The 14272-nt window shown below is 69.9% G+C and carries 14 protein-coding genes; 7 read left to right on the forward strand and 7 right to left on the reverse strand.

Annotated features, from left to right (window positions below):
- The first annotated feature begins 5 nt into the window (after positions 1 to 5).
- Both M1105_RS15995 and yciA read left to right on the forward strand, forming a co-directional pair.
- Positions 6 to 1250, forward strand: a complete 1245-nt coding sequence (locus M1105_RS15995) for a TIGR03862 family flavoprotein (protein ID WP_249581379.1) — start codon at positions 6 to 8, stop codon at positions 1248 to 1250.
- Positions 1251 to 1268: 18 nt separating this feature from the next.
- Complete coding sequence (gene yciA / locus M1105_RS16000; protein WP_249581380.1) at positions 1269 to 1658, forward strand: acyl-CoA thioester hydrolase YciA; 390 nt, start codon at positions 1269 to 1271, stop codon at positions 1656 to 1658.
- A 6-nt stretch (positions 1659 to 1664) separates the two neighbouring features.
- On the opposite strand, the gene M1105_RS16005 is transcribed toward yciA, so the two are convergent.
- The 7 genes from M1105_RS16005 to M1105_RS16035 form a co-directional block, all read right to left on the reverse strand.
- Positions 1665 to 2585 carry a D-amino acid aminotransferase gene (locus M1105_RS16005; protein WP_249581381.1) on the reverse strand — a complete coding sequence of 307 codons (921 nt, stop codon included), beginning with the start codon at positions 2583 to 2585 and terminating at the stop codon, positions 1665 to 1667.
- A 77-nt stretch (positions 2586 to 2662) separates the two neighbouring features.
- Positions 2663 to 3763: a branched-chain amino acid ABC transporter substrate-binding protein gene (locus M1105_RS16010; RefSeq protein WP_249581382.1), complete on the reverse strand. Its 1101-nt coding sequence runs from the start codon at positions 3761 to 3763 to the stop codon at positions 2663 to 2665.
- Between the two features lie 84 nt (positions 3764 to 3847).
- Positions 3848 to 4189, reverse strand: a complete 342-nt coding sequence (locus M1105_RS16015; protein WP_249581383.1) for a DUF6867 family protein — start codon at positions 4187 to 4189, stop codon at positions 3848 to 3850.
- A gap of 1 nt (position 4190) precedes the next feature.
- Complete coding sequence (locus M1105_RS16020; RefSeq protein ID WP_249581384.1) at positions 4191 to 4919, reverse strand: ABC transporter ATP-binding protein; 729 nt, start codon at positions 4917 to 4919, stop codon at positions 4191 to 4193.
- Positions 4916 to 5785: an ABC transporter ATP-binding protein gene (locus tag M1105_RS16025; protein WP_249581385.1), complete on the reverse strand. Its 870-nt coding sequence runs from the start codon at positions 5783 to 5785 to the stop codon at positions 4916 to 4918. Before M1105_RS16025 ends, M1105_RS16020 begins: the two co-directional genes overlap by 4 nt.
- Position 5786: 1 nt before the next feature.
- Positions 5787 to 7109 carry a high-affinity branched-chain amino acid ABC transporter permease LivM gene (livM, locus tag M1105_RS16030; protein ID WP_249581386.1) on the reverse strand — a complete coding sequence of 441 codons (1323 nt, stop codon included), beginning with the start codon at positions 7107 to 7109 and terminating at the stop codon, positions 5787 to 5789.
- Complete coding sequence (locus tag M1105_RS16035; RefSeq protein WP_249581387.1) at positions 7109 to 8044, reverse strand: ABC transporter permease subunit; 936 nt, start codon at positions 8042 to 8044, stop codon at positions 7109 to 7111. Before M1105_RS16035 ends, livM begins: the two co-directional genes overlap by 1 nt.
- Before the next feature lie 191 nt (positions 8045 to 8235).
- Between M1105_RS16035 and M1105_RS16040 the strand changes: the two genes are divergently transcribed.
- The 5 genes from M1105_RS16040 to M1105_RS16060 all read left to right on the forward strand — a co-directional run bounded on the left by M1105_RS16040 (position 8236) and on the right by M1105_RS16060 (position 14048).
- Positions 8236 to 10173 carry an acyl CoA:acetate/3-ketoacid CoA transferase gene (locus tag M1105_RS16040; RefSeq protein ID WP_249581388.1) on the forward strand — a complete coding sequence of 646 codons (1938 nt, stop codon included), beginning with the start codon at positions 8236 to 8238 and terminating at the stop codon, positions 10171 to 10173.
- 59 nt (positions 10174 to 10232) lie between these two features.
- The gene (locus tag M1105_RS16045) at positions 10233 to 10814 is read left to right on the forward strand and encodes a peptidylprolyl isomerase (RefSeq protein WP_249581389.1); all 582 of its coding nucleotides are present in this window, start codon (positions 10233 to 10235) and stop codon (positions 10812 to 10814) included.
- Positions 10815 to 11033: 219 nt separating this feature from the next.
- Positions 11034 to 12095 (forward strand): tRNA preQ1(34) S-adenosylmethionine ribosyltransferase-isomerase QueA, encoded by a 1062-nt coding sequence (gene queA / locus M1105_RS16050; protein ID WP_249581390.1) that lies wholly within the window; start codon positions 11034 to 11036, stop codon positions 12093 to 12095.
- A gap of 103 nt (positions 12096 to 12198) precedes the next feature.
- Complete coding sequence (locus M1105_RS16055) at positions 12199 to 13485, forward strand: MFS transporter (protein ID WP_249581391.1); 1287 nt, start codon at positions 12199 to 12201, stop codon at positions 13483 to 13485.
- Positions 13482 to 14048: a DUF924 family protein gene (locus M1105_RS16060; protein ID WP_249581392.1), complete on the forward strand. Its 567-nt coding sequence runs from the start codon at positions 13482 to 13484 to the stop codon at positions 14046 to 14048. The genes M1105_RS16055 and M1105_RS16060 overlap by 4 nt, the downstream gene beginning before the upstream one ends.
- The last annotated feature ends 224 nt before the right edge of the window (positions 14049 to 14272 follow it).

Genomic DNA, 14272 nt, shown 5'->3' on the forward strand with positions numbered 1-14272 from the left:
ACCGCGTGACGCCCGAACGGGTCGAGGCCGCGGTCATCGGCGCGGGGCCCGCGGGGCTTGCGGCGGCCGAGGCGCTGCTGGCGGCGGGCCGTCGTCCCGTTGTGTTCGAGGGAAGGCCCAGCGTCGCGCGCAAGTTCCTGATGGCGGGGAAGTCGGGGCTCAACCTCACGAAGGACGAGCCGGACGCGGCCTTCCTCGCCGCCTTCGGCACCGCCGCGCCACGCCTTGCGCCGATACTTGCCGGCTTCGGGCCGCGCGAGGCGATGGGCTGGGCGGCGGGCCTCGGCGAGCCGCTGTTCACCGGGTCCTCGGCCCGGGTCTTTCCGGTCGCGATGAAGGGCTCGCCCCTGCTGCGGCGCTGGCTCGGCCGCCTGTCGGGCGCCGAGTTCCGGACGCGCTGGCGCTGGACGGGCTGGCAGGACGGCGCCCTCGCCTTCGAGACGCCCGACGGCCCGCGCCGGATCGAGGCCGGGGCCGTGGTGCTGGCGCTGGGCGGCGCATCCTGGCCGCGGCTGGGGTCGGATGCGGCCTGGGTTGCGTGGCTTGCGGCGCGCGGCGTGCGGGTGGCGCCCTTCCGGCCCGCCAACATGGGGTTCGATGTCGCCTGGTCGGATCATTTCGCCGGGCGCTTCGCGGGCGCGCCGGTGAAGAACGTCACCCTCGCGCTCGGCGAGCGCCGGGTGCGCGGCGAGTTCGTGATCAGCCGCCACGGCATCGAGGGGAGCCTCGTCTACGCGCTCTCGTCGCCGCTGCGCGACGCGCTCGAGGCGGGCGCAGCCGATCCGAGGCTCGATCTCGCGCCCGACACCAGCGCCGAGGCCCTTGCCCACCGCCTCGCCGGGCCGCGCGGGCGTGCATCGCTCGCGAACCACCTGCGCAAGGCCGCCGGGATCGAGGGCGTGCGCGCGGGGCTGCTGCGCGAGCTCGCGCCGGACGCGCTGGACCGGCCTGCGGCGACGGCCGCGGCGATCAAGGCACTGCACCTGCCGGTTCTGCGCCCGCGCCCGCTGGCCGAGGCGATCTCGTCGGCTGGCGGCATCGCCTGGGACGAGCTGGACGAGGGGCTGATGCTGGCGCGCCTGCCGGGCGTCTTCGCCGCCGGCGAGATGCTCGACTGGGAGGCGCCGACCGGCGGCTACCTGCTGACCGCGTGCCTCGCCACGGGCTTTCACGCGGGCCGCGCCGCCGCCGCGCGCCTCGGCCCGACGGCGGGCTTGCGCGGTCGGGGTGCCGCGGCCACTCTCGGCTGACGCAGCAGGGGACCCCGCATGACCGCACCAACCGACGAAGCCGCGCCACAGGGCGAGGTCACGCTCCAGACCATCGCGATGCCCGCCGACACCAATGCGAACGGCGACATCTTCGGCGGCTGGCTTATGGCGCAAATGGACCTCGGCGCCAGCGTGCTTGCCCGGCGCCGGGCCCGCGGGCGCGTGGCGACCGTCGCAGTCGAGCGGATGACCTTTCACCGCCCGGTCTGGGTGGGAGACGTCGTGTCGATCCACAGCCGGATCGAGCGCGAGGGGCGCAGCTCGATGCGCATCGAGGTCGAGGTCTGGATCACCCGCATGCCGGCTGCCGAGCATGTGAAGGTGACGGAAGCCGTGTTCACCTTCGTCGCCATCGACGAGGCCGGCAAGCCCCGCCACCTGCCCTGAGCCGCCTCAGGCCGCGCCCGTGTCGCGCGCCACGAGATCGCGGTAGAGCGCGCGGATGCGCGACGTCACCGGCCCCATGCCGCCATTGCCGATGCGCCGGCCGTCGATCTCGGCCACCGGGGTCTGTGCGCCGAAGGTGCCGGTGAGGAATGCCTCGTCGGCGGAATAGGTCTCGACCAGCGAGAAGTTGCGCTCGAACACCGGAATGCTGTTCTCGCGGCAGAGCGCGATGACATGGCCCCGCGTGATGCCGTTGAGGCAGTAGTCCCCGGTCGAGGTCCAGACCTCGCCCCGCCGCACGATGAAGAAGTTGCAGGAATTCGTGGTGTTCACGAAACCGAAGGGGTCAAGCATCAGCGCCTCGTCGGCGCCCGCCTTCTCGGCATGGATGCAGGCGAGGATGCAGTTGAGCTTGGAATGGGAATTCAGCTTGGGGTCCTGCGTCAGCGGCAGGCCGCGGTGCTGCGGCACGGTCATCAGCCGGATGCCGCGCGGCTGCACCGGGCGGCTGTGCTCCGCGATGATGACGATGGTGGGACCCGAGCGCGAGAGCTTGGGGTGCTGGAACGGCCGCGCCTTGATCCCGCGCGTGACCATCAGGCGGGCGTGGGCGTCATCGGTCATGCCGTTCGCCCGCGCGATCTCGTCAAGCGCCGCGGCGAGGTCCGCGCGCGTCCGGCCGATGTCGAGGTCGATGGCGCGCGCCGCCTCGAACAGCCGGTCGAGATGCTCGTCGCGGAACGCCCAGCGGCCATTGTGGAGGCGCAGCCCCTCCCACACGCCGTCGCCCAGCATGAAGCCGCTGTCATAGACCGAGACGGTGGCCTCGGCGCGCGGCACGAGCCGCCCGTTCACATGGATCAGGAGTGACGCATTGCGCGGGTCCTCCTCGGCGTCATGGGCGCTCATGTGCTCGGCGTCGGTCATGGTGTGGCGACCCTCCCGTCATGGAAAGACTGCGCGCGGCCTCCCGCGCGCAGTCGTGGCATCGGTCCCGAACGGGATCAGCGGTAGTCGTAGCTGCCGTCCTTCCACTCGTACCAGACATAGCCCGGCAGCGTGACGTCGCCCTTCTGGTCGAACGAGAGCTTGCCGAGAACGGTGGAGAACTCGCCCGACTTCAGCGCACCCGCCACCGGCTCCAGATCGGTCGAGCCCGCCGCCGCGGCCGCCTGCGCCCAAGCCTGGATCGCGGCATAGGTGTAGAGCACGTAGCCCTCGGGCTCGATGCCCTTCGCCTTGAACTTCGCCACGACGTCGGCGGCCTCGGCGTTCTTGCGCGGATCGGGCGAGAAGCTCATCAGCGTGCCCTGACCTGCGTCGCCGGTGATCGACCAGTACTCGTTGGTCACCAGCGCGTCGCCCGACACCAGCTGGGTGCTCATGCCCTGATCTCGCATCTGGCGCACGATCAGGCCGGCCTCGGTGTGGTAGCCGCCCAGGTAGACGACGTCGATGTTCTCCTGCTTCAGCTTCGAGACCAGCGCCGTGTAGTCCTTCTCGCCCGCGGTGATCGCCTCGTACATCGCGGGCTTGCCGCCCTTGGCCTCGTAGGCGGCCAGCGTCTCGTCGGCGAGGCCCTTGCCGTAGGCGGTCTTGTCGTGGAGGATCGCGACGCGCTTGCCCGCGAACTCGGTTGCAAGGAGCTCGCCCGCGACCAGGCCCTGCTGGTCGTCACGGCCGCAGACGCGGAAGACGTTCGGGCCGCCCTCGTCGGTGAACTTCGGGTTCGTCGAGGCGGGCGAGATCTGGATGATCCCCTCCTCCTCGTAGACCTTCGAGGCCGGGATCGACGAGCCCGAGCAGAAATGCCCGGCCATGAAGACCACGCCCTTCGAGGCCATCTGGTTCGCGACCGCCACGGCCTGCTTGGGGTCGCAGGCATCGTCGCCGATGTTCAGCACCAGCTGCTCGCCGTTGACGCCGCCGGCGGCGTTGATGTCCTCGACGGCCTGCTCGGCGCCGGCCTTCATCTGGGCGCCGAAGCTCGCATACTGGCCGGTCATCGGGCCGGCGGTGGCGATCTGGATCTCGGCAAGCGCCGCGCCCTGGCCGAGCATCAGCCCGAGCGAGAGCGCGGTCCCCATCAGAAGAATCTTTTTCATTTCAGTTCCTCTCCCTGTGTTGCGAGATGCCGTGGCGGCGTGCTTGCCGCCGGGGCGGTCTCAAGTCGTCAACCCGTGCGTGCCTCAGCCCTTCTCGCGCCACGAGAAGGGGCCGGCGCGGTCGTAGAGCCAGGCGTACTGCGTGACCATCTGGCTCACCCGCTTGAGGCGGAAGCCGACGAGGGCGAGCAGGATCACCGCAGCCGAGTCGGCCAGATAGTATTGAAGCGACAGCAGCGTTCCACCGAAAAGCGCGAAGTGGAAGAAACGGATCGCCGCCGCCAGCAGCAGCATGTAGAACACCAGCCGCCAGACCGGCTGCCATGTCGAGGCGAGCGCGCGCCCCGACATGAAGGCGGCGCCCCCGCCGATCGCGAGCGTCACGAAGAAGAAGGTGACGAAGTCGGTCTCCCAGATCACGCCCATGTCAGTGCGCGCCCCCTTCGAGATAGGCGGCGCGGATCTCCTCGCGCGCCAGAAGCTCGGTGCCGGTGCCGCTCATGGTGATCTTGCCGTTGACCATCACATAGCCGCGATGCGCCAGCTTGAGCGCGTGATAGGCGTTCTGCTCGACCAGGAAGACCGTGAGCCCGTCGGTCTGGTTGAGCTCGCGGATCGCACCGAAGATCTGCTTGACCACCAGTGGCGCAAGCCCCAGCGAAGGCTCGTCAAGCAGCAGCAGCCGGGGGCGGGCCATCAGCGCGCGCGCGATCGCCAGCATCTGCTGCTCGCCGCCCGACAGCGTGCCGCCGCGCTGCTCGCGCCGGTCCTTCAGCCGCGGGAACAGCGTGAAGGCGCGCTCGATATCGGCGTCGAAGTGCCCGGGATCGGCGACCGAGGCGCCGATCATCAGGTTCTCCATCACCGTCATGCGCCCGAAGATCCGCCGCCCCTCGGGCGACTGGGCGATCCCCATGTGCATGATCTGGTGCGTCGGCAGGGCAGTGATGTCCTGCCCATCATAGACGATCCGTCCCGTCCGCGCCTGTGGCGAGCCGCAGATCGTCATCATCAGCGTCGACTTGCCGGCGCCGTTCGCCCCGATCAGCGTGACGATCTCGCCCTGCCGCACCTCCATCGAGACGCCGCGCAGCGCCTGGATCCGGCCATAGAAGGTCTCGACATCCGAGACCGCGAGAAGCGGCTGCGCGTTCATGCCGTCCCCTCCCCGCCGGCTGCCGCGGCGGTTTCCTCGATCTCGTGCTCGACCTCCTCGACCTCCTCGTCCTCGACGCCCAGATAGGCGGCGATGACTTTCGGATCGTTGCGGATCTGTTCGGGCGTGCCGTCGGCGATCTTGGCGCCGTAGTCCAGAACCACGATGTGGTCGGAAATTCCCATCACGACGCTCATGTCGTGCTCGATCAGCAGGATGCCCACGTCCCGTTCCTTGCGGATGAACAGCAGCAGCCGGTTCAGTTCCTCGGACTCGCGAGGGTTGAGGCCCGCCGCGGGCTCGTCGAGGCACAGGAGCTTCGGTCCCGTGCACATCGCCCGCGCGATCTCGAGCCGGCGCTGGTCGCCATAGGGCAGGTCGCCCGCTGCGTCGTCGGCGCGCGCCATCAGCCCGGCCTTGTCGAGCCAGTACTCTGCAAGCTCCACGGCCTCGCGTTCCGCCGCGCGGTAGCCGCCGATCCCCAGCACGCCCCCGAAGGTGAAGCCCGAGGCCCGCATCAGCGGGTTGTGCTGCGCGACCATCAGGTTTTCCAGCACCGTCATGCCGCCGAACAGGCGGATGTTCTGGAAGGTGCGCGCAACCTTGGCCTCGCGCGGGATCTGGAAGTCCGGCATGCGCTCGAGCAGGAAGGTGTCGCCGGTCTCGTGGTGCATCGTGATGCGCCCGACGGTCGGCTTGTAGAACCCGGTGAGGCAGTTGAACACGGTGGTCTTGCCCGCGCCGTTCGGCCCGATCAGCGCGGTGATCTCGCCGCGCCGCGCGACGAAGGAGAGGTCGTCGACCGCGGTGAGACCGCCGAAGCGCATGGTGAGGTGCTCGACCTCGAGCAGTGCATCGCCGGCCATGTCAGTGTCCCTCGCCCTGTGCGACCAGAGCGCCCGAAACCGATTTCTTCTCCCGCAGGAAGATCGAGGGCTCGCGCGTCGCGATCAGCCCGCGCGGACGCCAGATCATGATCAGCACCATGGCCACGCCGAAGATCAGCATGCGGAAGTCCTCGGCCTCGCGGAACACCTCGAAGCCGCCGATCAGCGCGACCGAGGCGATCACCACGCCGATCTGCGAGCCCATGCCGCCCAGCACGACGATGGCAAGGATCAGGGCCGATTCGATGAAGGTGAAGCTCTCGGGCGAGATGAAGCCCTGGCGCGTCGCGAAGAAGGCGCCGGCGAAGCCACCGAACATCGCCCCAGTGGCGAAGGCCGTGAGCTTGACCGAGGTCGTGTTGAGCCCCAGCGAGCGGCAGGCGATCTCGTCCTCGCGCAGCGCCTCCCAGGCGCGGCCGATCGGCAGGCGGCGAAGGCGCATGGTCACGAAGTTCGTCAGAAGCGCGAGCGCAAGGATCAGGAAGTAGAGGAAGATGATCCGGTGCATCGACGAGAAGTCGAGCCCGAACGTGTCCGCGAACCCGCCTTCGCCGCGATCGAAGGGAATGCCGAAGAAGCTGGGCCGCGGAATCCCCGAGATGCCGTCCGGCCCGCCGGTGAACCAGTACCAGTTCAGCAGCACGATGCGGATGATCTCGCCGAAGGCCAGCGTCACGATCGCGAGGTAGTCGCCCCTGAGCCGCAGGACCGGAAAGCCCAGGATGATGCCCCAGAACGCCGCGAGGATCCCCGCCAGCGGCAGGCAGAGCCAGAACGACCAGCCGAAATGCATGGCGAGAAGCGCGTAGGAATAGGCCCCCACGGCGTAGAAGGCGACGTAGCCCAGATCGAGCAGCCCGGCGAGGCCGACCACGATGTTGAGCCCCCAGCCCAGCATCACGTAGGTCAGCACGAGGATCGACAGGTCGAGGATGTAGCGGTCGGTGAAGGGCAGGAACGGCAGCAGCAGCGCGAAGACGAGGAGCGCGGGGCCGAACACCTTGCCCGTGCCCGTCGCGGCCTGCTCGACCCGCGCCCGAACGCCCATGGGCAACAGTGGCGGCGCCCCCTCGGGCCGGCTCCAGACGGTGAGATGAAGGACCAGCCGGCCGACCACCGCGACAGCAGCAAGCGCCAGCGCGCTGGTCCACTGCGGCTGGAGTTCGAGCCCGCCGGGGATCGTCTCGGTCCTGAGGCCCACCATGGTGCCGAAGATGGCGAGCGACAGGAGGGCGGTGACGCCGAGATCGGCGGCGAGCTTGGCGGGCCGGCGCGCGGACGCCGGGGATGCTGCGGATGCCATCAGACCTTCTCGACCTCGGGCTTGCCGAGGAGGCCCTGCGGCAGGAAGATCAGCACGAGCGCAAGCATCGCGAAGGCCGCGACATCCTTGTACTCGATCGAGAAATAGGCCGACCAGAAGGTCTCGATCAGGCCGATCACCATGCCGCCCAGCATCGCGCCGGGCAGCGAGCCGATGCCGCCCAGCACGGCCGCGGTGAACGCCTTCACGCCGGCGACGAAGCCGATGAAGAAGTCGATGACACCGTAGTAGAGCAGGAACATCAGCCCCGCGACCGCCGCCAGCGCCGCGCCCATCACGAAGGTGAGCGAGATCGTGCGATCGACGTTGATGCCCGAGAGCGCGGCCATCTTGCGGTCCTGCTCGCAGGCGCGCTGGGCGCGGCCCAGCGGGGTCCTCGCGATGATCAGCGAGAAGACCACCATCAGCAGGGTCGTCAGCACGATGATGAAGATCTGCATGTTCGAGATCTGCACGAGGAACTCGCCCTGATCGTCCACCCGGCGCATGATGGTGTAGCCATCCTGGATGATCGGCTGCAGCGGCTTGACGCGCGCGCCCTGGGCGATCTGCACGAAGTTCTGCAGAACGATCGACATGCCGATCGCGGTGATCAGCGGCGCGAGCCGGAACGAGCCGCGCAGCGGCCGGTAGGCGATGCGCTCGACCGTCCAGCCATAGACCGAGGCGATCAGCATGGCGAAGATCAGCACGAGGATCAGCGCGAGGATCGTCAGCCCCAGCCCCGTCGAGGCCGTCAGCCCCAGCGCCGTGATCGCGATCAGCGAGACGAACGAGCCCACCATGAAGATGTCGCCATGGGCGAAGTTGATCATGCCGACGATGCCGTAGACCATCGTGTAGCCGATCGCGATCAGACCGTAGATCGAACCGAGAGTGATCCCGTTGATCAGCTGCTGAACGAAATATTCCATACGTCTCCCTCACGTCCGCGGCGGTGCGGCCGGCACCATGCGCAGCGCCGCGTCCTGCACTCCGCGCGGCCTCTTGAGGTAAGGCAAAGCCGCGCGCGGATACAACACAAATTGCGCGGGCGGACGCCGCCAGACCCGTTGCCCGGCCCCCACCGGCCGAGGCATGGTCGGACCCTGGGAGGACGCTCGCGATGCGTAACAAGATCATTCCGGCCGAGCAGGCCGCGCGGCTGGTCCGCGACGGCGACTGGCTCACGACCTCGGGTTTCGTCGGCATCGGCGTGCCGGACGAGCTGCTCGCGGCGATCGAGGCGCGCTTTCTCGAGACCGGCGAGCCGAGGGGGCTGGGCCTCATGTTCGCGGCGGGACAGGGCGACGGCAGGACGCGCGGGCTCAACCGCCTTGGCCATGACGGCCTGCTCGCGCGCGTCATCGGCGGCCACTGGGGCCTGATCCCCAAGGTCGGCGCTCTGGCGCTGGCGGGCCGGATCGAGGGCTGGAACCTGCCGCAGGGGGTGATCAGCCAGCTCTACCGCGACATCGCCGCGGGGCGTCCCGGCGCGATCTCGAAGATCGGGCTCGAGACCTTCGTCGATCCGCGCAAGGGCGGCGGGCGCATCAACGACCGCTCGACCGACGAGGTGGTGCGCCTGATCGAGATCGCGGGCGAGGAGTGGCTGTTCTACCGCCGACAGCGCCTCGACGTGGCCCTGTTGCGCGGCACCACCGCCGACGAGGCCGGCAACATCACCATGGAGCGCGAGGCGCTCATCCTCGACAACCTCGCCCAGGCGATGGCGGTGCGCAACTCGGGCGGCCTCGTCATCGTGCAGGTCGAGCGCATCGCCGCCCCGCACACGCTGAACCCGCGCGAGGTGGTGATCCCCGCGGCGCTGGTCGATGCCGTCGTGGTCGCCCGGCCCGAGAACCATCTGCAGACCTATGCCACCGCCTATTCGCACCACTACTCGGGCCGCTTCCGCGCGCCGGAGGGCGCGAGCCGGCCGATGGCGCTCGACGCGCGCAAGGTGATTGCCCGGCGTTGCGCCTTCGAGCTGCCGGTGAACGGCGTCGTCAATCTCGGCATCGGCATGCCCGAGGGGGTCGCCGCGGTCGCGGGCGAGGAAGGACTCACGCACCACCTGACGCTGACCGCCGAGCCCGGAGTGGTCGGCGGACAGCCGGCGTCGGGGCTCGACTTCGGCGCCGCGATCAACACCGACGCGATCATCGCCCAGAACGCGCAGTTCGACTTCTACGACGGCGGCGGGCTCGACATGGCCTGCCTCGGGCTGGCCGAGGCGGATGCGACGGGCAACGTGAACGTCTCGCGCTTCGGACCCAAGCTCGCGGGCGCGGGCGGCTTCATCAACATCTCGCAATCCGCGAAACGCGTCGTGTTCGCGGGCACCTTCACCGCCGGCGGCCTCGACGTCGCGGTGGCCGGCGGCGGGATCGAGATCCGCGCCGAGGGCCGCGCCCGCAAGTTCCGCGAGACGGTCGAGCAGGTGACCTTCTCGGGCGCGCGCGCCGCGCGGCTCGGCCAGCCCGTGCTCTATGTCACCGAGCGATGCGTCTTCGAGCTCGCGCCCGAGGGGCTGCGGCTCACCGAGGTCGCGCCCGGCATCGAACTCGAGCGCGACATCCTCGCGCAGATGGCGTTCCGCCCCCTGATCGGCGAGTTGGCCGAGATGGACCCACGCATCTTCCACGACACCCCGATGGGCCTGAAGACCGACCTCCTCCATCTCGACCTCGCGGACCGCATCGTCCTCGACCCGTCGACCGGGCAACTCTTCGTCAACTTCGAGAAGCTGCGGGTGCGCAGCCTCGACGACATCGAGCGGATCCGCCGGCGCGTGGCCGAGGTCTGCGCGCCGCTCGGCCACAGGGTCGACGTGGTGGTCAACTACGATGGCGCGCGCATCGAGGAGGAGGTGGCCGACGCCTATGCCGCGATGGTGGCCGACGTGACCGAGCGCTTCTACGCGCGGGTGAGCCGCTTCTCCGGCTCGGCCTTCATGCGGCTCAAGCTCGGCCATGCCCTGTCGCAGCGCGCGCTGGCGCCGCACATCTTCGAGACCGCGGCCGAGGCGCGCGCGTTCCTCGACGCCGGCGACGGCATTTGACCCGTGTCGCCGGGCGGGCTAGGCATGGGCCCCGACGACAACCCCGAGCGGAGGATTTCATGCTCAGGAAGCTCTGCCTTCTGGCCGCCCTGCTCCTCACATTCGCGACACCGGAGGCACGCGCCGTGGACATCAAAGACCCCGAGAACACGCTGATCATCGAGCTGAAATCCGGCCGTGTGGTCATCGAGATGCTGCCTGACGTGGCTCCTGGCCATGTCGAGCGGATCAAGACGCTGGCCCGCGCCGGCGAGTACGACAACGTCGCGTTCCACCGCGTGATCGAGGGCTTCATGGCCCAGACCGGCGACGTGCAGTTCGGCGACATGGCGAGCGGCTACAACCCCTCGCGCACCGGCACCGGCGGCTCGGACCTGCCGGATCTCAAGGCCGAGTTCTCGTCGCTGCCCTTCGACCGCGGCGTCGTCGGCATGGCGCGCGCGCAGAACCCGAACTCGGGCAACTCGCAGTTCTTCATCATGTTCGAGGACGGCCACTTCCTGAACAACCAGTACACCGTCTGGGGCCGCGTGATCGACGGCATGGAGCATGTCGACAACATCAAGCGCGGCGCCCCGGGCTCGGGCGCGGTGACCGACCCCGACCGCATGGTCAAGGTGACCGTCGCGGCGGACAACTGAGCCCCGCAGACGATCCCGCAGAACCGCTGCGCGGGGCACTCCCCCGCGCGGCGTCCCTCGGGGGCCGGGCGGAGACCTCTCCGGATCGGCCGCGGCGGTCCGCTGTCCCAGGCTTGATCCGGGACCTTGGCGCAGCGGGTGCCACGCGGCGCAGCCGCGCCTCCTGCCCCCGCGGAATTGCCCTTTACCCGCCTCGCCCGCTCGCCTATCTGCGCGGCCATGCAGCTCTCGGACTTCGACTTCGACCTTCCGGAGGCGCTGATCGCGCTGCGGCCGGTCCGCCCCCGCCCCGCGTCGCGCCTGCTGGTCGCCGCGGGCGGGGCCACGCATGACAGCCATGTGCGCGACCTGCCCGGCTGGCTCCGCCCCGGCGATCTCCTCGTCTTCAACGACACCCGCGTCATCCCCGCGCGCCTGTTCGGCGAGCGGCGGCGCGAGACGCGCGACGGCGCGGGCGTCGCGCGGATCGAGGTCACGCTGATCCGTCGCGACGGCTCGGACCTGTGGTCGGCGCTGGTGCGGCCGGCGCGCCGCCTTGCGCCCGGCGACGTGATCCGTTTCGCGGACGGGCTTGCCGCCGAGGTTGTCGCGCCTCCCGCCGAGGGCGAGACCAGGCTTCGCTTCGACCGCGGCGGCGAGGCCCTCGACGCGGCGATCGGCCGGACCGGCGTCATGCCGCTGCCGCCCTACATCGCGCAGAAGCGCCCGGCCGACGCGCAGGACGCCGAGGACTACCAGACGATCTTCGCGCGCCGCCCCGGCTCGGTCGCGGCCCCGACCGCCTCGCTGCATTTCGACGAGGCGCTGGTCGGGCGGCTGGCCGAAGCCGGCGTCCTGTCGGCGCGGGTGACGCTGCATGTGGGCGCCGGCACCTTCCTGCCGGTCAAGACCGAAGCCATCGCCGAGCACCGGATGCATGCCGAGTGGGGCGAGATCGCCCCCGAGACGGCCGAGGCGATCAATGCCGCGCGCGCCGCCGGCGGGCGCATCATCCCCGTCGGCACCACGGCGCTGAGGCTGATCGAGAGCGCCGCCGACGCGGGCGGGCGCCTCGCACCATGGACGGGCGAGACCGACATCTTCATCACGCCGGGCTACCGCTTCCGCATCGCCGACGGTCTGATGACGAATTTCCACCTGCCGAAATCGACGCTGTTCATGCTGGTCTCGGCGCTGATGGGGCTTCCGCGGATGCAGGCGCTCTATGCCCACGCGATCCGCGAGCGGTATCGCTTCTTCTCCTACGGCGACAGCTCGCTGCTGATCCCGGATCGCGGCTGAGCGCCCGATCCGCGACACGTTCTGCCGCCTTCGGGGTGGCACGCGCGGGCGAATGCCCGCAGGATGGCCCGACCCGACCCGACGCCGAGACGAAGGACCCGCGATGCGCGCCGTGCTCAAGACGTCCTGGCCGCTGCTGATCGGCATGTTCCTGCTGATGATCGGCAACGGCATGCAGGGCACCGTGCTGGGCGTGCGCGGCGGCCTCGAGGGCTTCGACGCGACGACCATGGGCCTCGTGATGTCGGGCTATTTCCTCGGCTTCCTGGGCGGCGCCAAGCTCACGCCGGTGATGCTGCGCCGGGTCGGGCATGTCCGGGTGTTCGCGGCGCTCGGCTCGATGATCTCGGCGGCGCTGATCATCTATGGCGCGATCGTCGATCCCCTCGCCTGGACCCTGATGCGCGTGATCGTGGGCTTCTGCTACTCGGGTGTCTATGTCGTGGCCGAGAGCTGGCTCAACAACCAGGCCACGAACGAGACACGCGGGCGCGCCCTCTCGGCCTATCTCATCGTGCAGATGCTGGGGATCATCGCGGCGCAGGGACTGCTGAACGCGGCCAACCCGGCGGGCTATGACCTCTTCGTCATCATGTCGGTGGCGGTGTCGATCTCGTTCGCGCCGATGCTGCTGTCGGCCGGTCCGACGCCAGTGTTCGAGACGACGCGCACCATGTCGCTGGGGCGGCTCTACCGCACCTCGCCGCTCGGCTGCGTCGGCACGTTCCTCCTGGGCGCGATCTTTGCCTGCCAGTTCGGCATGGCGCCGGTCTACGCGACCCTGCGCGGCATGACGACGGCCGAGATCTCGATCTTCATCGGCGCCTTCTATGTCGGCGGGCTGGTGCTGCAATACCCGATCGGGTGGCTGTCGGACCGGATGGACCGCCGCCGGCTGATCGCCATCGTGACCGCGGTGGGCGCGGCTGCGGCCTTCCTTGCGCTGGCGGCGGGCGGCAGCTTCGTCTGGCTGGTGCTGGCGGCGACATTGATCGGGGGCACGTCGAACCCGCTCTATTCGCTGCTGATCGCCCATACCAACGATTTCCTCGCGCCCGAGGACATGGCGGCCGCCTCGGGCGGGCTGATCGTGCTCAATGGCGTCGGCGCCGCCGGAACGCCGATCCTGGTCGGCTACCTGATGCGCGACTACGGCGCGGCGGCCTTCCCGCTGTTCCTGGGGGTGGTGATGGCGACGATGACGGCCTATGCGCTCTACCGCATGACGCGCCGGCGGGCCAAGTCGGCGGCCGAGACCGTGCCGATGCCGCCGATCACGATGGGCGCGACCCCCGTCGCCGGCGAGATGGCGCAGGAGGCCGTGGTCGAACTGATCGAGGCCGCCGAAGCGACCGGCGAGGGATCGCCGCAACCCGCTGGTGCACCATGATCCCCGACCGGACCCGCGCCACGGCCGAGATCCTCGACTTCTGGCTTGGCGAGATCGGCCCCGGGAAGTGGTATGTTGCCGACCCCGGGCTCGACGCCGCGATCGCACGCCGCTTCGCCTCGCTCTGGCACGAGGCGCTGCGCGACCCGCCGGAAAGCTGGCTCTGCACCGCGCGCGGCGCGCTTGCGCATCTCGTGCTGCTCGACCAGTTCCCGCGCAACATGTTCGGCGGGACGGCAAGGGCCTATGCCTCGGACCAGCGCGCCCGCGCCAGGGCCAAGCGCGCGATCGACCTTGGCCGCGACCTCAGCATGCCCGAGCCCGAGCGCCAGTTCTTCTACCTGCCGCTGATGCATTCCGAGTCGCTGAGCGATCAGGAGCTGTGCATCGCGCTCCTGCGCCAGCGGATGCCACTTACCGGGGCCAACAATCTGGGCCACGCGGTCAGGCATCGCGACGTCATCCGCCGCTTCGGCCGCTTCCCCAGCCGCAACGCAGCCCTGGGGCGGCGCGACACCGAGCGCGAGATCGCCTATCGCGCGGGCGGCGGCTACATGTCCTGACCGCCCGACCGCGACCATGTGATTCGGCCGGCGCCCCGCCGGCGCAGCCGAACCCCGGCCCGCGCGGGTGGCCGAACGGGGGAAACCCGGCCCCGCGCCCCACGCCGCGCGAAACGGAGCTGGCCTGCACCATGCGCGCCCGCGAAGAAAGTTTCCGGCGCATTCTGCCGCAACCCCGATCGGCACCAAGACATTTGCCCTGCGCGTCGCCCCTGCCGTAGGGT

It is taken from the genome of Thermohalobaculum sediminis, assembly GCF_023487995.1.
Lineage (GTDB): Bacteria > Pseudomonadota > Alphaproteobacteria > Rhodobacterales > Rhodobacteraceae > Thermohalobaculum > Thermohalobaculum sediminis.